The 18906-nt window shown below is 73.0% G+C and carries 16 protein-coding genes; 7 read left to right on the top strand and 9 right to left on the bottom strand.

Annotation, left to right across the window (positions count from 1 at the left end):
* Positions 1–281 precede the first annotated feature (281 nt).
* Complete coding sequence (locus ACZ5CW_RS06330) at positions 282–920, bottom strand: hypothetical protein (RefSeq protein WP_468598888.1); 639 nt, start codon at positions 918–920, stop codon at positions 282–284.
* Between the two features lie 514 nt (positions 921–1434).
* Here ACZ5CW_RS06330 and ACZ5CW_RS06335 point away from each other — a divergent pair.
* Complete coding sequence (locus tag ACZ5CW_RS06335; RefSeq protein ID WP_468598890.1) at positions 1435–2814, top strand: MFS transporter; 1380 nt, start codon at positions 1435–1437, stop codon at positions 2812–2814.
* A gap of 54 nt (positions 2815–2868) precedes the next feature.
* On the opposite strand, the gene ACZ5CW_RS06340 is transcribed toward ACZ5CW_RS06335, so the two are convergent.
* The 5 genes from ACZ5CW_RS06340 to ACZ5CW_RS06360 all read right to left on the bottom strand — a co-directional run bounded on the left by ACZ5CW_RS06340 (position 2869) and on the right by ACZ5CW_RS06360 (position 8540).
* Positions 2869–4788 (bottom strand): helix-turn-helix domain-containing protein, encoded by a 1920-nt coding sequence (locus ACZ5CW_RS06340; RefSeq protein ID WP_468598892.1) that lies wholly within the window; start codon positions 4786–4788, stop codon positions 2869–2871.
* 76 nt (positions 4789–4864) lie between these two features.
* Entirely contained in the window at positions 4865–5686 is an 822-nt protein-coding gene (locus ACZ5CW_RS06345; protein ID WP_468598894.1) for a 3-hydroxybutyrate dehydrogenase, read from the bottom strand.
* 54 nt (positions 5687–5740) lie between these two features.
* The gene (locus ACZ5CW_RS06350; protein ID WP_468598895.1) at positions 5741–6220 is read right to left on the bottom strand and encodes an NUDIX hydrolase; all 480 of its coding nucleotides are present in this window, start codon (positions 6218–6220) and stop codon (positions 5741–5743) included.
* 67 nt (positions 6221–6287) lie between these two features.
* Positions 6288–7898: an apolipoprotein N-acyltransferase gene (gene lnt / locus ACZ5CW_RS06355; RefSeq protein ID WP_468598897.1), complete on the bottom strand. Its 1611-nt coding sequence runs from the start codon at positions 7896–7898 to the stop codon at positions 6288–6290.
* A gap of 462 nt (positions 7899–8360) precedes the next feature.
* Positions 8361–8540 carry a hypothetical protein gene (locus tag ACZ5CW_RS06360; RefSeq protein ID WP_468598898.1) on the bottom strand — a complete coding sequence of 60 codons (180 nt, stop codon included), beginning with the start codon at positions 8538–8540 and terminating at the stop codon, positions 8361–8363.
* 211 nt (positions 8541–8751) lie between these two features.
* On the opposite strand from ACZ5CW_RS06360, the gene ACZ5CW_RS06365 reads away from it, so the two are divergent.
* Positions 8752–9732 (top strand): O-antigen ligase family protein, encoded by a 981-nt coding sequence (locus ACZ5CW_RS06365; RefSeq protein ID WP_468598900.1) that lies wholly within the window; start codon positions 8752–8754, stop codon positions 9730–9732.
* A gap of 40 nt (positions 9733–9772) precedes the next feature.
* Here the strand turns inward: ACZ5CW_RS06365 and ACZ5CW_RS06370 are convergent, their stop codons facing one another.
* Positions 9773–10315: a hypothetical protein gene (locus ACZ5CW_RS06370; RefSeq protein ID WP_468598902.1), complete on the bottom strand. Its 543-nt coding sequence runs from the start codon at positions 10313–10315 to the stop codon at positions 9773–9775.
* 92 nt (positions 10316–10407) lie between these two features.
* Positions 10408–11193: a glutamate racemase gene (locus ACZ5CW_RS06375; protein WP_468598903.1), complete on the bottom strand. Its 786-nt coding sequence runs from the start codon at positions 11191–11193 to the stop codon at positions 10408–10410.
* Between the two features lie 39 nt (positions 11194–11232).
* On the opposite strand from ACZ5CW_RS06375, the gene ACZ5CW_RS06380 reads away from it, so the two are divergent.
* Positions 11233–12426, top strand: coding sequence for a glycosyltransferase (locus ACZ5CW_RS06380; protein ID WP_468598904.1), 1194 nt, complete (start codon positions 11233–11235; stop codon positions 12424–12426).
* Positions 12427–12432: 6 nt separating this feature from the next.
* On the opposite strand, the gene ACZ5CW_RS06385 is transcribed toward ACZ5CW_RS06380, so the two are convergent.
* Entirely contained in the window at positions 12433–13725 is a 1293-nt protein-coding gene (locus tag ACZ5CW_RS06385; protein WP_468599058.1) for a TerD family protein, read from the bottom strand.
* Between the two features lie 294 nt (positions 13726–14019).
* Between ACZ5CW_RS06385 and ACZ5CW_RS06390 the strand changes: the two genes are divergently transcribed.
* The 4 genes from ACZ5CW_RS06390 (at position 14020) to ACZ5CW_RS06405 (ending at position 18802) form a co-directional block, all read left to right on the top strand.
* Positions 14020–14460, top strand: coding sequence for a DUF6643 family protein (locus tag ACZ5CW_RS06390; RefSeq protein WP_468598905.1), 441 nt, complete (start codon positions 14020–14022; stop codon positions 14458–14460).
* 44 nt (positions 14461–14504) lie between these two features.
* Complete coding sequence (locus ACZ5CW_RS06395; RefSeq protein WP_468598906.1) at positions 14505–15329, top strand: MOSC domain-containing protein; 825 nt, start codon at positions 14505–14507, stop codon at positions 15327–15329.
* Between the two features lie 197 nt (positions 15330–15526).
* Positions 15527–16132, top strand: coding sequence for an Rv1733c family protein (locus ACZ5CW_RS06400; RefSeq protein ID WP_468598907.1), 606 nt, complete (start codon positions 15527–15529; stop codon positions 16130–16132).
* A gap of 231 nt (positions 16133–16363) precedes the next feature.
* On the top strand, positions 16364–18802 hold the full coding sequence (locus tag ACZ5CW_RS06405; protein WP_468598908.1) for a right-handed parallel beta-helix repeat-containing protein: 2439 nt from the start codon (positions 16364–16366) through the stop codon (positions 18800–18802).
* Positions 18803–18906 lie beyond the last annotated feature (104 nt).

Consider the following 18906-nt stretch of genomic DNA (forward strand, 5'->3'; position numbering starts at 1 on the left):
TCCCGGACACACCGGTACGAACACGGGAGCGTCGTCCAATTCCTCCGGACGAGATCGGTGATCTCGCCCTTCAGGGCGGACCCGAGCACCCGCTTGGTCAGCCGCGGGCCCGGTAACCAGCATCGCGACGAGCCGCTCGTCCGACGCGGCCGACGTCATCGCACCACCAGCCGACTCCTCCGCGGACTCGCGCCCGATCATCGTCTCGCTCACGTGGCGTCTCTCCCTTGATCACCAGATCCGCCGCTGATTGGACAGTCTCCAGGCCCCCGCGAGGACGTTCAGCGCTCCGGGGCACCGTCTCCAGCGAGCGCGACGAGGTCCGGAAGCATCTCCGCCAGTTCCTCCAGCAGCCTGTCCATGTCCACCACGTCCGGCAGCGGGTGGTGAACGAAGCAGACCTCGTCCTTCGTCACCGAGACCGCCGGTCCGGCGAGCTTGACCAGGCGCTCGGGCAGCTCCGAGGCATAGAACCGCTCGGTCGTCTCCGCGCGGTCGTCGCTCATCGGCAGGTACGGCGCATCCTTGTGGAGGGTGAGTCCGAGTTCCGCCGCACTCCAATTGCGCTCCAGACGCAGGTTCGGTCCGCTGCCCGGCACCTCGAACACGACGACCAACCAGTGGGCGTCGACCTTGCTCGTCAGGTTCTCGACGAGCCTGGCGACGGTGACCTGGTGTCCATCGAGCGGGCCGGTCACGGTGGTCCCGTGCCGCGCGCGCAGCAGCCAGGGGAAGTGGCTCGCATAACCGGCCCACTGCGCCCCGTCCTTGTCGCGCTTGAGCTGCTCCCAATCAGGACGAGCAGCAAGGGCACGCATCGCCCGGTCCGCCTTGCCGACCCGGCGGGCGGTACGGACCGCGAAGGTCAAGCCGATCAGGGACGGGGCCAAGATGACGGCGAAAAAGATGATCCAGCCCAACACGTGGTCCTTTCGCTCCGGCCCGGGAAGCCCGTTCGCCCCGCATCTTCGCGTCCCGGGTCGCCGCAGGACATCAGGGAAACCACGTAGAGAACCACCGAATCCGGCGCCCGCCCCGGCTCACACCCGGCCGCCGAAGAAGACCTGCACCTCTGCCGGGATGCGGGCAGCCCACTCCTCGCGTACCGGCACTGGTGACCGCCGCCCGAGGGGTGCGCCGCCTTCCGCGCGGTGATCACCGGCCCGACCAGCGACCACTGCCCGTCGGACAGGTCGATCTTGTAGGGCTTGGGCACGCCCACGGCGACCGGCCCAGCCCGCCACGGCCGCCGAGGACAGCATGAATGTGTCTCCTCTTCAAGCCTCTCAGCCACCCCTCCACGAGCGGGCATGGGGGCCCGACGCATAACCCCGCCTCGAACTATGTTGCCCCACCACATGTGCTCCTGACCTGCATGTTCCTACGGTGTGCCGACACATACCCGTCCCCACCGCACACGAGGAAGTGGCGCACATGGCCTCCGCAGCAGCATCCGCTCCCCCACCCCCCGCCAGCCTCCCCCGTATCGTCGCCGCCAGCCTCATCGGTACCACCATCGAGTGGTACGACTTCTTCCTCTACGGCTCCGCTGCCGCCCTCGTGTTCAACAAGCTGTTCTTCCCGGACTCCGACCCGCTCGTCGGGACGCTGCTGTCGTTCCTGACGTACGCCGTGGGGTTCGCGGCCCGCCCGTTGGGGGCGCTCGTGTTCGGGCACTACGGTGACCGGCTGGGACGGAAGAAGCTCCTGGTGCTCAGCCTGGTGCTGATGGGCGGAGCCACCTTCGCCATCGGACTGCTGCCCACGCACGCCACCGTCGGCACCGCCGCGCCCGTGCTGCTCACCACGCTCCGGCTCGTCCAGGGTTTCGCGCTCGGTGGTGAGTGGGGCGGGGCCGTCCTGCTGGTGTCGGAGCACGGGGACGCGCGACGGCGCGGCTTCTGGGCCTCGTGGCCGCAGACCGGCGCACCGGCGGGGCAGTTGCTCGCGACCGGCGTGCTCTCACTGCTCACCGCCGTCCTGTCCGACGACGCCTTCGGCACCTGGGGCTGGCGGATTCCCTTCCTGCTCTCCGGGGTGCTCGTCATCGTCGGTCTGTGGATCCGGCTGTCCGTCGACGAATCGCCGGTGTTCAAGGAGGCGCTGGAGCGCGCCGAGTCCCGCCGGGCCGATGAGGCGGAGAAGCTGCCGCTCGTCTCCGTGCTGCACCACCACTGGCGCGACGTGCTGGTGGCGATGGGCGCCCGCATGGCGGAGAACATCAGCTACTACGTCATCACCGCCTTCATCCTCGTCTACGCCACCACCTCGGCGGGCGTGTCCAAGCAGACCGCTCTCAACGCCGTCCTCATAGGCTCCGCCGTGCACTTCGTGGTCATCCCCGCCTGGGGCGCGCTGTCCGACCGGGTCGGGCGGCGGCCGGTGTACCTGCTCGGCGCGGCCGGTGTGGGCCTGTGGATGTTCCCGTTCTTCTCCCTCGTGGACACCGGCTCGTTCGGCTACCTGATACTCGCCGTGACCATCGGGCTCGTGCTGCACGGCGCCATGTACGCCCCCCAGGCCGCCTTCTTCGCCGAGATGTTCGCCACGCGGATGCGGTACTCGGGCGCTTCCATCGGTGCGCAGTTCGCCTCCGTGGCGGCCGGCGCGCCCGCCCCGCTCATCGCGACCGCGCTGCTCTCCGACTACGGCAGTTCCACCCCGATCGCCCTGTACGTGATCGCCGCCGCGGTGCTGACCCTGATCGCGGTGGGCGTGGCCCGGGAGACGCGGCACCGGGACCTCGCCCGCGTCGAGGGCGAGGAGGGCGAGCCGTCCGACGCGACCCCGGCCGCCGAGGCGCGGACGGTCTGAACAAGCGGCCCCAGCGCCTGCACCGGGCCCCCGTACGGCATGTCCGTACGGGGGTCAGCGTCTTTCCGGTGCCGCCAACCGGTGCAGTCGCAGGGCCAGCTGGATCTCCAGGGCGCGGGCGGGGGTCTGCCAGTCCTCGCCGAGCAGCCGGCCCACCCGCTCCAGGCGTTGGGCGACCGTGTTCACGTGCACGTGAAGCGCGTCCTTGGTACGGGCCGGGCTCATCCCGCAGCCGAAGTACGCGTCCATGGTGCGCAGCAGTTCCGTGCCGCGCCGCTCGTCGTAGGAGGCGACCGGGCCGATGGTGCGGTCGACGAAGCCGGCCACGTCCCGTTCGCCCGCGAGGAGCAGGCCGAGGAAGCCGAAGTCCTCGGCCGCGGCGCCGTCGCCCGCCCGGCCCAGCAGGTGCAGCGCGTCCAGGCAGCGGCGGCCCTCGGCGTAGGCCGCGGTGACCTTCTCCGGGTGCGCGGCCAGACCGGTGACGGGGGCGGAGGCGCCGACCGTGACCGGCTGGTGGACGGCCGTGCCCAGGTGCCGGGCGGCGCGGCGGGCCACGTCCGTGGCGGTGTCGCCGGCCCCGAGCGGCAGCAGCAGGACGGTGCCCCCGTCACGGGCGGCGGCCAGGCCGTGCCGGGTGGCGGCGAGGTGGGACGCGGCGGACCACAGACGGCGGCGGGCAGCCGCCTCCTCGTCCGCGTCGGCCGCCGGGCCGTCGAGGCGTGCGGCGAGCACGACGTGCGGGGCGTTCAGATCGGCATCGAGCCGGGCGGCGCGGTCGCGCAGCAGCCGCGGGTCCCGGTCACGGGCGTCCAGGAGGTCGTCCAGCAGCTCGCCCCGTACGCGTTGTTCGGCCTCGGCGGCGGAGCGGCGGGCGAGCAGGAGCAGCGAGGTCACCATGGCCGCGCGCTCCAGTGTGCGCAGGTCGACGGGGTCCATGTCCGGGTGCCCGCGCAGGACGAGGGCCCCGAGGAGTTCCCCGCCCGCGGTGACCGCGGCGGTCCAGTCGTCTGTGTGCCGTACGGCGTGGCCCTCGGCGCGGGACGCTTCCAGTGCCTCGGCCGGAACCGCATCGGGCTCGGTGTACTCGACGGTGCCGTCGAGGATCTCGGAGACGGCCGCGGCCACGTCGTGGACTCCGCCGCCGCGCAGCACGAGTTCGGCGAGCCGGTCGTGGACGTCGGAGGCGCGTTCGATGACGGCGCTGCGGTCCCGGATGATCTCGTTGGCCTGCTCGAGACCGGCCAGCGCGGCGCGGGTCTCGCTGAGCAGGTTGGCGGTGTCGATGGCGGCCGCGGCGAGAGCGGCGAAGGAGCCGAGCAGCGCGATCTGCTCGCGCTCGAAGACGCGGGCCCTGCGGTCGGCGGCGAAGAGCACACCGATGACGTGCGGGCCGAGCATCAGGGGTACTCCGAGGATGGCGACCAGGCCCTCGTCGCTGACGCCGGAGTCGATGGTGAGCGTGTGCTGGAACCGGGCGTCCTGGAAGTAGTCGTCGGTGACGTACGGCCGCGTGGTCTGGGCGACGAGCCCGCCGAGCCCCTCCCCCATGCCGAGGCGCAGCTGCTGGAAACGGGCGGACACCGAGCCCTCCGTCACCCGCATGTAGGTGTCGCCGCGCGCCGGGTCGTTCAGCGTGAGGTAGGCGACGTCCGTGCCGAGCAGGGAGCGGGCGCGCTGCACGATGGCCTGGAGGACGGCGTCCAGGTCCCTCAGCCCTGCCAGGTCGTGGGCCGTCTCGAACAGCGCGGACAGCTCCGCCTCGCGTCGCCTGCGGCCCTCCAGCTCCGCGCGGACGCGCAGGGCGAGCCGCTTGGCCTGCTCCAGCGCGGCGATCCGGTCGGCGGGCCGGCCCTCGGCGCGGGCGAGCAGCACCGGCTGCTCGTAGGCCTCCACGGAGGCGTCGCGGGCCAGCAGCTCGAGGTACTCGGCCTCGGCGCTGCCACTGGGTGCCGACTGAACGTGATCGCGAGACATGGTCACAGGATCCCGTATCGGCCGGCCGGCCGGTCAGGCCTGTGGAAAAGTCCCGGGCCCGATGCCGCCGGGCCGGTCAGTGGGCCGTCCATCCGCCGTCGAGCACCAGCGAGGTGCCGGTGACGAAGGACGCCCGGGGGCCGCACAGATAGGCCACCGCCTCGGCGACCTCCTCCGGTTCGATGAGCCGCTTGAGCGCGCTGTCCTTCAGCAGGATCTCGGACAGGACGCGCTCCTCGGGGATCCCGTGCGCCTGAGCCTGGTCGGCGATCTGCTTCTCGACCAGGGGGGTGCGCACATAGGCCGGGTTCACGCAGTTGGAGGTCACACCGTGGGGAGCGCCTTCCAGAGCCGCCGTCTTGGAGAGACCTTCGAGGCCATGTTTGGCAGCCACATAGGCGGATTTGAAGGCGGAGGCACGCAGACCATGGACGGAGGACACATTGACGATCCGGCCCCAGCTCTGCGCGTACATGTGCGGGAGGGCACCGCGGATGAGGCGGAAGGGTGCCTCCAGCATCACGGTCAGCACGGTGTGGAACACCTCGGGCGGGAACTCCTCGAGGGGGCGTACGAGTTGCAGCCCGGCGTTGTTGACCAGCACGTCGGCCCCGGCGGCGGCGCCTTCGGCGGCGTCGAGGTCGGTGAGGTCCACGACGTGCGGTACGACGGTGCCCGCGAGGTCTGCGGACTGCTCCGCCTGCTGGGCCAGCTCGGCCAGGCCGGCCGCGTCGCGGTCGACGGCCCGTACCTCGGCCCCGGCGGCGGCGAGCCGCAGCGCGCAGGCACGGCCGATGCCGCCGGCGGCACCGGTGACGACTGCGGTGCGGCCACCGAGGTCGAGGGGGAGGGGCCGGCCGTGGGAGCCGGGACCGGGCAGGGGGGTGGACGAGGTCATGGGCCGACCCTAAGCGGAGCCCAGTCCTCACCACATGTGCTGGCCACCCATACTTCAGCTGGCAGTCATAGGGTCAAACCATGTGGGTGCCTCGGACATGGCCTGCTTGATCCGGAAGAGGGCGAACTCGTGCAACTGAGGCAGCGAGTCCAGCGTGAACCAGCCCACCTCCAGCGACTCGTCGTCGTTGACCCGGGCCTCGCCGCCCACCGCCCGGCAGCGGACGGTGATGTCCATGTACTGGCAGACGTCCCCGTTGGGGTAGGTCACCGGCTCCAGGGCCTGGACGAGGACGATCCGCTCGGCGACGCAGTGCACCGCCGTCTCCTCGAAGACCTCCCGCACGGCGCAGGCGGCGGGCTGCTCGCCCGGTTCCGTGATGCCGCCGATGACCGACCACTGGCGGGTGTCGGTCCGTCGGCCGAGCAGCACTCTGCCCTCGTCGTCGAAGACGATCGCGGTGACCCCTGGCAGCCAGAGCAGCTGATGGTCGATGGACGCCCGCAGCGTGCGGATGAATTCGGGAGTAGCCATGTGCCGACCCTAATGGGCAGGTCCACGGCGCCCCGCCGGATCCGGATGGCGTACGACGGTCGTACGGCTATGCGCCACCGGCGCGCCGACCGCGCACACCGGAGCCGACCGCCCAGCCGATCCCGCCCGCCGCGACCAGCACCAGGGCGATCTCCGGCAGGATGCCCAGCTCGGTGGCCGGGGTCTCGGAGGTGCGCAGCGGCACCTTCTGGACCAGGTAGGCGGGCACGAACATGCCGGTCTTCTGGGTGATCTTCCCGTCCGGCATGATGAACGCGCTGACACCGCTGGTCACCGGCACGGTCACGGTGCGGCTGTGCTCGACGGCGCGGATCCGGGACATGGCGAGCTGCTGGTAGGTCATCTCGCTGCGGTCGAACGTGGCGTTGTTGCTCGGCACGGAGATCATCTGCGCGCCGTGCGTGACCGTGTCCCGCACGGCCCAGTCGAAGGCCGCCTCGTAGCAGGTGGCCAGACCGACCTTGACGCCGCCGATGTCGAACACGCCCGGCTTGCCGCCCCGGCTGAAGTCCTGACGGACCATGCCGGTCCAGTCCTTGTTGATCGCGCCGACGAGCCCGCGCAGCGGGAGGTACTCGCCGAAGGGCTGGATCTGCCGCTTGTCATAGGTCTGCGTCGGACCCTTGACCGGGTCCCACAGGATCTGTTCGTTGAGCAGCTTGCCGTCCCTCTCCACGACGCCGCCGACCGAGATCGGCACGCCGACCGCCTTGGCGGCACCCTCGATGACGGCCGCCGCGTCGGGGTTGGTGAAGGGGTCGATGTCGGAGGAGTTCTCCGGCCACAGCACGTAGTCGGGTTTCGCGGCCTTGCCCGCCTTGATGTCGGCGGCGAGCTTGAGCGTCTCGCGCGCGTGGTAGTCCAGCACGGCCCGCCGCTGGGCACTGAACTCCAGCCCGGCACGCGGCACGTTGCCCTGGATGACCGCCACGGTCGCGGTGCCGTCCTCGGCCTCGTCGCTCACCAGCGCGCGGGCCGCGACCGCCCCCGCCACCGGCACGGCCACGCTCAGCAGCGCGGCCGCCGCCGCACCGCGCGGCACGGCCCGGGTACGGCGCCCCTCGACGAGCAGCCGCCCGGCCTCGTACAGGCCGAATCCGCACAGCACGACCGCGAAGCCGAGCACCGGAGTACCACCCAGCGCGGCGAGCGGCAGGAAGACGCCGTCCGCCTGACCGAACGCGATCTTGCCCCAGGGGAAGCCACTGAAGGGCACACGCGCGCGTGCCGCTTCGCCCGCGATCCAGACGGCGGCCGCCCACACCGGCCAGGCCGGCAGCCTGGAGACGGCGGCGACCCCCACGCCGACCAGGGCGACGAAGACCGCCTCGATGGCGACCAGGGCCAGCCAGGGACCGGGACCGACCTCCACGCCCGTCCACACCAGCAGCGGCAGCAGGAAGCCGAGCCCGAAGAGGTAGCCGAGGCCGAAGGCCGCCTTCCAGCCACGCCCGCGCAGCACCCAGCCGAACCCGGCGAAGGCGGGCAGTGCCAGCCACCACAGGGTGCGCGGCGGGAAGCTGACGTAGAGCAGCACTCCGCAGAGCGCGGAGGCGACGGCCGGGACCAGGCGCAGCAGTCGGCCGCCGAGCGCGCCGGGTGCGGGGGACGGCCGGAGTCGGTCCGGCTGGTCCACGGAAGTTGCGGTGACGGTCACCCGGGTGAGTGTACGGCGGCCTACAGGCCCGCCGACAGCGCGGTCAGACGCCGGAGCCGTCCCGGCCGACCCCGATCGTCGCTGGTGAGCCCCGCCAACGCCGCCCCGGCCCCGACGACTCGGCACCGGCCCGCCAACGCCGCCCCGGTCCCCACGACTCGACACCGGCACGACCCGCACTCCCCCTCCGCTCGCCTCCGGCCCGCCACCGCCGCCGCGCCCCCACCACTCACCGCTCACCGCTCACCGCTCGGCACTGGCACTGGCACTGGCACCGGCACCGGCACCGGCACCGGCACCGGCACGATCCTCGCCGGTCGCACTCGCCCTGCCCGCCCCGATCATTCGGCAGTCGTAACCACTCCGCCCCCCGGTCCCCACCACTCGACACCGGCACGACCCGCACTCCCCCTCCGCTCGCCTCCGGCCCGCCACCGCCGCCGCGCCCCCACCACTCACCGCTCACCGCTCGGCACTGGCACTGGCACCGGCACCGGCACCGGCACCGGCCCGCACGGTGGCCGCCGGGTCGTACCCGCCCCACTCCCCCACGGTCTCGACACCGCCCCACATCCGGCGCCAACCCGGGCAGCGCGGCCGCTTCGGGTGGTGTCGGCGGCGGCGTCGGAATCCGGCGGACATCACGACGTTCCTCCGCACCTCGTCCACAAACGGGGCATCAGCCGTTACGGTGTGCGCAGCCTCGGCAGCGGCCGGATCCGGCGCGCGGCCTTGGCCTGCCACAGGTCGGGGGACCGGGTGCGAGGGGCGACGGGTGGGGTCGACGGGGACGAGGTCCGCGACCGGTGCGGACGCGGAGAACGCCAGACGAAACGTTTCTGACGGCGCGGGCATGATCCTGCTCGGGGCCTGCGCCGGATGGTCACTGATCACCGCGGCGGCCCACGACGGGCGACCCGAGGGCATGCTGCTCGCGGTCCTGGCGGTGGCCGCCGGCTACGCCGCGGGCCGGGTCTCCGGAGCGCTGCTGCCGGTGGCCGCGCCCGGTGCCGGTGCGGCGGCCGGGCTCGCGCTCACCGTGGCGCTGCCCGGCCTCTCTCCCGGACCTCGGTACGCCGTCCCGCTCGGGCATGCCGGGGCCACGGCCGCGCTGCTGGCACTGGCCACGGGAGCCGCCTGCTGTGCCGCCTGGGCGACGCCCGTACCCGCGGTGCGGCTGGGGCTGCGGGCGCTGGCCGCCGCGACCGTGCTGACCGGAGCCGCCCTGGGCTCGGCGGCCGGGTGCGCGGCCAGTGCGGCCGTCCTGCTGTGCTCGCTCGCCGCGGGCTCGGTGCCCCGCCGGGGCGCGGGCCTCGCGGCTCTGGCCGGCGCGGCGGCCCTGGTGACGGGGACGACCTGGGCGGTCGCCGCGGGCTGGTTGCCCGACGGGCTCGCCGGGGCGCTCACCGGCCGCTTCACCCCGCACCGGGTCCAGCTGTGGCAGGACGCCCTGCGGCTGGCCGGCCGGGACAGCGGCCTGGGGGTCGGACCCGGCCGGTTCGGCGAGGTGAGCGGCACCACGCCGCACACCCTGCTGTCCGGCGACGGCAGACCGCACTCGGCCCCACTGCAGCAGGCGTCGGAGCAGGGCTTCGTCGGGGTGTTCCTGTTGGCGGCCGTGTTCTGCTGGGTCCTGCACGCCCTGTGGCGCACCCCTCGTTCCACCCCGGTCGCCCTCACCGCCGGCGCGGCCCTGACGGCACTGGCCGCCCTGGCCTCGGTGGGCAACGCGCTGAGCTTCACCCCGGTGACCGCGGGCGCGGGTCTGCTGGCGGGATGGGCGACGGCACGGCCGTGGGCCGGGGTCGGCGACGGCGACGAAACGCGGGTCTGAGCTGCGCCCCCTCTTGGCGGCGGTCGTCTTCGCCCGGCCCTCAGTGAGTCGACCCCGGTGTCGTGCGCAGCCGGTCCCTGATGACCCGCACCGCCGACTCCGCGTTGTCCACGGTGATCGTGAAGGTGTGGCCGTCCCACAGGCGCAGCACGATGCCCTCGCCACGGCGTACGACGACCGCCGTGCCCTTCTCGGGGCGCCAGCGGTAGCCCCACCCGCCCCAGTGCCGGGGAGTGACGAGGGCGGTGAAGTCGGCGCCGGCCACGTGGGAGAGCGGGATGCGGCGGCGCGGCAGTCCGATGTGACCGCAGCGCACCTCGACGCACTCCTGGTCGAGTCTGAGGTCGACATGCACGAAGGCGAGCGTGCCGAAGATGACCAGCAGGCCGGCCGCGATGCAGCCCACGACGGACATCACCAGCGGGGCGATGCCGGAACTCCAGGCCGAGTCCACGGCCAGCTCGATGCCGAGCGCCAAGCAGGCCGCGCCGACCAGCGCCAGCAGCCACTGGACGCGGTTGGTGGCGCGCCCGGTCCAGACGTCCGAGTGCGGGGCGTCGTCTGCGTGGGGGTGGTCCCTCATGTTTATGAGGTTACTCAGGTTTCGCGGCGCCGGGAGGGCGCGGCTCACGGTGACCGGTCCGCGTGGCGCACGCCGGGCCGGTCGGCCGCCGGTCAGCGGACGGTGCTGACCGTCCGCAGAAAGCGGCCCTCCTCGTAGGCCAGGGCCGTGTCCGGAAGGATCGCCTCGCGACCGCTGAGCAGCACCGTGAGGCCGGTGTCGGCGACGGCGGCCGGATTCGGCTGCGCGCCGATCCTGCGCAGGGCCTGGGCGGCCACCGCTCCGGCGGAGCCGTGCAGGATGAGCGGCGGACGGCCGGGCTGCTGGAGGGCTGCCCGGATGCGCTCGGCGACCAGCTCGTAGTTGGTGCAGCCGAGGACGACGGTGGTCACGTCGTCCGGGGTGCGGGCGGCGGCCGAGGCGATGGCCGCTTCGATCGCCTCCTCGTCCGCGTGATGCACGGCGTCCGCGAGGCCGGGGCACGCCACCTCGGTGACCGCCACGCCGTCGGCGAACTGTTCGATCAGCCCTCGCTGATAGGCACTGCCGGTGGTCGCCGGGGTGGCCCAGATCGCGACCGGACCGCCGCCCGCGGCAGCCGGCTTGATCGCGGGGACGGTGCCGATGATCGGGAGACCGGGCTCGAACCGGGCGCGCATCGCCGGCAGGGAGTGCACGGACGCGGTGTTGCACGCGACGATCAGGACATCGGGCTCGTGGGCGGCGGCGGCCTCGGCCACGGCGATGGCCCGCTCGGTGATGTCCTCGGGAGTACGCGGTCCCCAGGGCATGCCGTCCGGGTCCCACGACAGGACGAGATCCGCGTCGGGCCGCAGTCGACGTACCGCGGCAGCGGCGGGAAGCAGGCCGATTCCGGAGTCCATGAGCGCGATCTTCACCCGGCCACGATAGACGATGCGCTCTTGCGGGCCGGTCGGGTGGGGCAGACTGCGGCCGTGAGCGCCGTCCTGTGGATCTCCGCCGTATCCCTTGCCGCCTGGTGCTGGCTGCTGCTGTGCCAGGGCTTCTTCTGGCGCACGGACGTCCGGCTGCCGCCGCGCCGGGAACCGGAGGAGTGGCCGTCCGTCTGCGTGGTGGTACCGGCGCGGGACGAGGCCGCCGTGCTGCCGGCGAGCCTGCCGTCGCTGCTGGCACAGGACTATCCGGGGCGCGCGGAGGTCTTCCTCGTCGACGACGGGAGTACGGACGGCACCGGGGAGCTGGCCCGCGAGCTGTCCCGCCGGCACGGCGGGCTGCCGCTCACGGTGGGCTCACCCGGTGAGCCGCCGGCGGGGTGGACGGGCAAGCTGTGGGCGGTGCGGTACGGCATCGGCCTGGCACGCGCGCGTGATCCGGAGTACCTGCTGCTGACGGACGCGGACATCGCGCACGCGCCGGACAGCCTGCGCGAGCTGGTGGCGGCGGCCCGCACCGGCGGCTTCGACGTGGTGTCGCAGATGGCGCGGCTGCGGGTGGAGAGCCTGTGGGAGCGGCTCGTGGTCCCGGCGTTCGTCTACTTCTTCGCGCAGCTGTACCCCTTCCGCCGGATCGGCCAGAAGGGATCGCGTACGGCCGCCGCGGCGGGTGGCTGCGTCCTGCTGCGCGCCGGTACGGCGGAGAAGGCCCGCATCCCCGACGCCATCCGGCATGCCGTCATCGACGACGTGGCGCTCGCGCGCGCGGTGAAGGGCACCGGCGGCCATGTGTGGCTGGGACTGGCCGACCGGGTGGACAGTGTGCGGCCCTACCCGCGGCTGCACGACCTGTGGCGGATGGTCTCGCGCAGCGCCTACGCGCAGCTGCGGCACAACCCGCTGCTGCTCCTCGGTACGGTCGCCGGGCTCGCGCTGGTGTACCTGGCGCCGCCCGCCGCGCTGGTCGTGGGCGCGGTCGCCGGCAGCACGACGACGGCCGTCCTCGGTGCGCTGGCCTGGGCGGTGATGGCGGGGACGTACGTGCCGATGCTCCGCTACTACCGGCAGCCGCTGTGGCTCGCACCGCTGCTGCCGTTCACCGCGTTCCTGTACCTCCTGATGACGGTCGACTCCGCCGTGCAGCACTACCGGGGGCGCGGCGCGGCGTGGAAGGGCCGCACCTACGCCCGTCCCGACGCGGTGCCCGACGAGGGCTGAGCCCGGTCACTTACGGCCGGGCGTCCAGTTCATGCCCCAGCCGTAGGCGCGGTCCATGGTCCGCTGCGGGCTCACGCCGCGCTCCGGCACCAGATACCGCGCCTCACGCTGGACGACGAGATCGCCGCCCGTGTTGGTGATCAGGGCGAGCGCACACACCGTGGAGGGCACGGTGCACTCGTCGAGGGAGAAGTCGATGGGGGCGCCGTGCTGCGGCTGGAGGGTGACGGTGGCGTGCAGGTCGGCGAAGGAGCTGGCGCCTTCGTAGACGGTGACGAAGACGAGGATGCGCCGGAAGTCCTGCTTGTGGTCGAGGTTGATGGTGAGGTTCTCGCCGTCGGCCGTCGCGCCGGTGCGGTCGTCGCCGTCGAGGTGGATGTACGGCGGCCGGTTCAGCGACCCGAAGGCGTTGCCGAGGGCCTGTACGACTCCCTTGCGGCCGTCGGCGAGTTCGTACAGGGCGCACAGGTCGAGGTCGAGGTCTCCCTGTCCGCCGCCCCACCGGGCGCCCCAGCCCCGCAGCTGTTTGCGCACCTGCCAGTTGAGGTTGACCCGCATGGTTCCGGAGGTCCCGCCCTGCTTGGCCAGCGAGACGGAGGGTGCCGCCTTGGTCAGGGTGACCTTGGACAGGCGAACCGGCTGGGTCACGGGTGCCGGCGGGGCCGCGGGCGGGGGCGGCACCGTCACGGGCCGCGGCGCCGCCACCGGAGGCGGTGACATCGGGGCCGGAGGCGGTGGCGCGGTCACCGAGGTGCTCGCCGTGGGTGGCGCGGCGTGCTGCGGTTCGTCCACGGTGATTCCGAAGTCCGTCGCCAGACCTTCGAGTCCGCTGCTGTAGCCCTGGCCGACGGCGCGGAACTTCCAGCCGCCCTGGCGGCGGTAGAACTCGCCCAGCACGAACGCCGTCTCCACGGTCGCGCCGGGGTTGTCGAAGCGGGCGGCCACCTGGCCGGTCGCCGGGTCGGTCACCTCGACGTAGAGGTCCGGGACCTGTCCGAACGTGCCGCCGTCCGCGGAGGCGGCGAGGACGATCCGCTCGATCGTGGCCTCCACGCGCGCGAGGTCGACGAAGAGGGTGTCGGTGACACGTCCGCCGGCCGTCCGCTTGCCCTCGTGGCGGACCGCGCCGGAGGGGTGGGCGGGCTGGTTGTAGAAGACGAAGTCCCCGTCGGATCGGACCTTCCCGGCGGCGAGCAGCAGCGCCGAGGCGTCGGCGTCGGGCACGCCGGGCCCGGGGCGCCAGCCCAGTTCGACGCGCAGGGCCGTGGCCGGCACCGGCGTGTTCGATCCCTTCGGCATTGACATGTCCGCCCCCATCGCGTGTCGGTTTCCGGGAGTCCCCGGCGGTCCGGTTCATCCCTACCCGCACAACCTATTCCCGGGCACGGCGAACTCCGATGAGCGGCGCAGGAAGATCGCCGGTCAACCGCCGGTAACCCCGCAGGAACTCGGTCTTTGCACGATCCAAACGTCGAGCGACGTCCATTTTTGCCGAGTTCGCTCGGATTGGGACTCCCTGGCCACTGGCGACACGGAAATCAACCGTCTTATCGGTCTCCCCAACCAGCACATCGTGGGCTTAACTTATGTGCCATGACCTCCCCCCGCTCCACTTATGGCGGCGGCTACTACTCCGCCTCCTTCCCGGACACCCCGATCTACGACTCCCTCGTCGCCGAGCGGGGCACCCCGCAGATCGCCCCGATCCGGGTCCCCGCCGCCTACGACACGGGCAGCAGCCTGCCCGCCCTGCCGTCGGCACTGCCCGCCCTCCCGGCGGCCCCGTCCCCGCAGGCCCCCGCCTACGGCTACCCGCAGACGCCGCAGCCCGCGCCGCTGCAGCATGCGCCCACGGCGTACATCCCGCAGCAGGCGAGCGCCCCGCGGGGTTACCCCGGGCCGCAGGCCCCGCAGCAGCAGCAGCGCCCGATGGCGACGGGCACGGGCTACGAGGCCATGCGTCCGGCCGCGCCGCGGCCCGCGCAGGCTTCGTATCAGGACCCGTACAACAACCAGCAGTACCGGGGGTACTGACCGGCGCACCCCGCGCTGTCGGTGCCGACTGGCACGATGGCGTCATGCGAATCGCCGAAGTGCAGTCGATCCACGTCCATCCGGTCAAGGCGTTCCGGGGCCTGTCGCCCCGGGAGGCCGTGGTGGAGCCCTGGGGCCTGGCCGGGGACCGGCGCTGGACACTGATCGACGACGGGGGAAAGGTCGTCACACAGCGAGAGCAGCCGCGACTCGCGCTGGCCGCCGCCGAGCCTCTGGCCGGCGGCGGCGTTCGTCTGTCGGCGCCCGGTCGGGCGCCGCTGACGGTCGCGGTGCCGGAGCCCGCGACCACGGTGCCGGTGAACGTCTTCGGTACGAAGGTCGAGGCGGTCCCGGCGGCGGCGGCCGCGCATGCCTGGTGCAGCGCCTACCTGGAGGCGGAGGTCCGCCTGGTCCACATGGACGATCCGGCCACCCGCCGCCCGGTCGACCCCGACTACGCCCTGCCCGGCGAGACCGTGAGCTTCGCCGACGGCTATCCCCTGCTGGTCACCACCGCGGCCTCCCTCGACGCCCTGAACTCCCTGATAGCCGAGGGCGACCACGCCCACGAGGGCCCGCTGCCCATGAACCGGTTCCGCCCCAACGTCGTCGTGGCGGGCACCGAGGCCTGGGCCGAGGACCACTGGTCGCGGATCTCCATCGGCGAGGTGGTCTTCCGGGGCCCGAAGCCCAGCGGACGGTGCGTGGTGACCACCACCGACCAGGAGACCGCCGTACGGGGCCGGGAGCCGCTGCGCACGTTGGGACGCCATCGCAGGATCGGCGGCAAGCTGCTCTTCGGCCAGAACCTCGTGCCCCTCTCGTCCGGCACGATCAGGATCGGGGACCCGGTCCGGGTGCTGGAGTAGCTCGCGACGCCGGATCGCGGACCGGTCCGGCGGCCGGGAACACGGGGACGGGTCCCGGTCGTTGGGAGGGCAGGAGGGATCCGTGGGAGTCCGCGTCCGTCACGGGTGGCGGCGGACGTGATGTCGGTCTCTCTTGGGTGGGACCGGGGGTGAGCGCCTGCGCGGGGCGCTATGACGGTGCGTAAGGGGGTGGGGAGATGCGGGCACTGAGGGGGCTGTGGCGCTGGCGGCACAACCCGCTGTGCCGTGCGACCGATCTGGCCGAGGCATGGGTGGCCCTCGTGGCGCTGGTGCTGATCGCCGTGGCCGCACCCGTGGCCGGTTGCCTGGTAGGTGCCGCCGCCCAGGACTCGCTGCAGCGGTCCGTGCGGGAGCAGCGGCACACCCGCCACCTGGTCATCGCCACCGTGATCCGTGATCTGGGCCGGGCCCCCCTGGAGACCGATCCCGACATCAGCTCCGCGCACGAGCCCCGCAGCCGCGTCGTCGCCGACTGGACCGCGCCGGACGGCACCCTGCGGCACGGCACGGTCCTCGCGGATCTCAAAACCGCGCATCCCGGGGACCACTTCAGGGTCTGGACCGACCCGCACGGCCGAATAACGACCCGCCCGCTGGACTCCCCGACGGCGACGACGCACGCGGTGCTCGCCGGGGTCGGCGTGACCCTCGTGGCCGCGGCCCTGGTCGAGGCCGGGCGGCGCCTGGCCGTCTGGCGCATGGTCCGCCGCCGGTACGCGCGCTGGGACCAGGCCTGGGACCGGGCGGGTCCGGACTGGGGCAAGGCGGGCACCGGCAGCTGACGGCCTTCCGGCTCTGGTCAACCCACCGTGCACGCACACGCTACGGTGGACCGGCCGAAGCGCTTTCGGCGACGCCCCGCGGGTGAGCGCATCCCCGGAGCGTGCGGGTTCCCGAGGGCGCGAACGCGCTCGGGTCCCCCGGGGCTGGGCACGCTCGCGGTCCCGGCACCGGCGGCGACGCCCCGACGGGAGCGAGCCATCAGTACGACGAGGTGGGGGCACAGCAACGCCATGGCACAGGGCACGGTCCAGGTGACGCACACCGGTACTTCGCGGTGGCGGCGCCGCACGGGTGAGTACGCATCGCTCGCCGCCGCCCTGGAGGCCGCCGCGGACGGCGACGTCCTCACCATCGCCCCCGGCACCTACCGGGAGAACCTCGTCCTCCAGCGGGCGGTGACGCTCCGTGGGCCCGAGGGCTCCCCCGGCTCGGTGCGGATCGCGCCCGTGGACGGGGTGCCACTGACCGTGCGGGCCTCGGCCGTGGTGCAGGACCTGCACGTGGAGGGCCAGGACGCGGCCGCGCCGGCGCTGTTGGTCGAGGAGGGCACGCCCGAGCTGCTGGACGTACGGATCGTGACGCGGTCCGCCGTCGGCATCGAGGTGCGCGGCGGTGCCCGGCCCACCGTGCGTCGCTGCACCGTGGACAACCCGGCCGGCATCGGCATCGCCGTCCTCGACGGCGCGGGCGGGGTGTTCGAGGAGTGCGAGGTCGTCGCGGCCGGGCAGGCCGGAGTGGCGGTCCGTGGCGGCGCCCATCCCCGTCTGGAACGCTGCCGCGTGCACCACGCCTCCGGCACCGGGCTGACCGCGACCGGCGAGAACTCCGCGCTGGAGGCGATCGGTTGCGAGATCTACGAGGTGCGCGGCTCCGGGGTGCAGGTCACCCAGCGGGCCACGGCGCACCTGACCGACTGCGATGTCCACCGCACCACCGCCGACGGTGTCACGCTGGACACGGACGCGGTGCTCACGCTCGCCGACTGCCACATCCATGACATCCCGGAGAACGCGGTCGATCTGCGTTCCCGTTCGGTGCTCACGCTGACCCGGACGACGGTCCGTCAGTTCGGCCGCAACGGCCTGTCGGTGTGGGACCCGGGCACCCGGGTGGACGCCAACCAGTGCGAGATCTTCGACAGCACCGGTGACTACCCGGCGGTGTGGGTGAGCGACGGCGCCACGGCGGTCCTCGAGTCCTGCCGGGTGCATGACGTGCCGGACGCGCTGTTCGTATTGGACCGGGGCTCCCGAGCCGACGTCGTGGACAGCGACCTGTCCCAGGTGCGCAACACGGCCGTGTCGGTGAGCGACGGGGCGACCGCGCAGCTGGACGACTGCCGCATCAGGGACGCGGCCACCGGCGCGTGGTTCCGCGACCACGGCAGCGGCGGCACGCTCAACAACTGCGCTGTGGACGGCACCCAGACCGGAGTGATCGTCACCAAGGGCGCCGACCCGACCATCGAGCGCTGCACGGTCGACTCCCCTGCCGAGGCCGGCTTCTACGTCTCGGCGGGCGGTCGCGGCAGCTTCCTGAACTGCCGGGTCAGCGGAAGCGGCGGCTACGGCTTCCATGTGATCGACGGCTGCCGTGCGACGCTGCGGAAGTGCCGTACGGAGCGGTGCGCGCGCGGCGGATACGAGTTCGCCGAGGCGGGGCCGGACACCGGTTCGGGGACGGGTCCGGTCGTGGAGGACTGCACCAGCGACGAGAGCGGCAGCCTGCGGCCGCCGGCGGTCCGTGAGACGGCCGTGGCGACGGCGGCACAGTCCCCCGGCTTGCTCGGCGCGCTGCCCGGACAGCGCGCCCGCGAGCACGAACCGTCGGCCGCCGCCGCGGAACCGGCGCAGCCGGTGCGGACGTCGACGGACGTGCTGGGGGAACTCGACGCGCTGGTGGGCCTGGACAGCGTCAAGCGCGAGGTGCGAGCGCTGACCGACATGATCGAGGTGGGCCGGCGGCGGCAGCAGGCGGGTCTGAAGGCGGCCTCCGTCAAGCGGCATCTGGTCTTCACCGGCTCCCCCGGCACCGGGAAGACGACGGTCGCCCGGCTCTACGGCGAGATCCTCGCCTCTCTCGATGTGCTGGAGAAGGGCCACCTGGTGGAGGTCTCCCGGGTCGACCTGGTCGGTGAGCACATCGGTTCCACGGCGATCCGCACCCAGGAGGCCTTCGAACGGGCTCGTGGCGGTGTGCTGTTCATCGACGAGGCGTACGCGCTGTCGCCGGAGGACGCCGGGCGGGACTTCGGCAAGGAGGCCATCGACACGCTGGTGAAGCTGATGGAGGACCACCGGGACGCGGTGGTGGTGATCGTCGCCGGTTACACCGCGGAGATGGAGCGCTTCCTCTCCGTCAACCCGGGTGTCGCGTCCCGCTTCTCACGCACCATCACCTTCGGCGACTACGGCCCCGAGGAGTTGCTGCGGATCGTGGAGCAGCAGGCCGACGAGCACGAGTACCGGCTGACGCCGGGCGCGTCCGAGGCGCTGCTGAAGTACTTCACGCAGATCCCGAAGGGGCCGGCGTTCGGCAACGGCCGCACCGCCCGCCAGACGTTCGAGGCGATGGTGGAGCGGCACGCGAGCCGCGTCGCCCAGCTCCCCGACCCGACCACCGACGACCTGACCCTGCTGTTCGCGGAGGATCTGCCCGAGCTGCCGTGAGCGGCGGTACGTCCGGTACGAGGGCTTCCCCCCCGGCACGCCGAGCGCACGCACCGGACGCCGAGGGGCCGCCCCTCGGGCGACGACGGGAACGTGACGACAGG

The sequence above is a fragment of the Streptomyces sp. NPDC031379 genome (assembly GCF_055569615.1).

Bases quoted from the DNA above. Each gene is read 5' to 3' on its own strand.
- ACZ5CW_RS06335 (WP_468598890.1), top strand. From the start codon at position 1,435: ATGGCCTCCGCAGCAGCATCCGCTCCCCCACCCCCCGCCAGCCTCCCC.
- ACZ5CW_RS06340 (WP_468598892.1), bottom strand. From the start codon at position 4,788: ATGTCTCGCGATCACGTTCAGTCGGCACCCAGTGGCAGCGCCGAGGCC.
- ACZ5CW_RS06345 (WP_468598894.1), bottom strand. From the start codon at position 5,686: ATGACCTCGTCCACCCCCCTGCCCGGTCCCGGCTCCCACGGCCGGCCC.
- ACZ5CW_RS06350 (WP_468598895.1), bottom strand. From the start codon at position 6,220: ATGGCTACTCCCGAATTCATCCGCACGCTGCGGGCGTCCATCGACCAT.
- ACZ5CW_RS06360 (WP_468598898.1), bottom strand. From the start codon at position 8,540: ATGTCCGCCGGATTCCGACGCCGCCGCCGACACCACCCGAAGCGGCCG.
- ACZ5CW_RS06365 (WP_468598900.1), top strand. From the start codon at position 8,752: ATGATCCTGCTCGGGGCCTGCGCCGGATGGTCACTGATCACCGCGGCG.
- ACZ5CW_RS06370 (WP_468598902.1), bottom strand. From the start codon at position 10,315: ATGAGGGACCACCCCCACGCAGACGACGCCCCGCACTCGGACGTCTGG.
- ACZ5CW_RS06385 (WP_468599058.1), bottom strand. From the start codon at position 13,725: ATGCCGAAGGGATCGAACACGCCGGTGCCGGCCACGGCCCTGCGCGTC.
- ACZ5CW_RS06390 (WP_468598905.1), top strand. From the start codon at position 14,020: ATGACCTCCCCCCGCTCCACTTATGGCGGCGGCTACTACTCCGCCTCC.
- ACZ5CW_RS06395 (WP_468598906.1), top strand. From the start codon at position 14,505: ATGCGAATCGCCGAAGTGCAGTCGATCCACGTCCATCCGGTCAAGGCG.
- ACZ5CW_RS06400 (WP_468598907.1), top strand. From the start codon at position 15,527: ATGCGGGCACTGAGGGGGCTGTGGCGCTGGCGGCACAACCCGCTGTGC.
- ACZ5CW_RS06405 (WP_468598908.1), top strand. From the start codon at position 16,364: ATGGCACAGGGCACGGTCCAGGTGACGCACACCGGTACTTCGCGGTGG.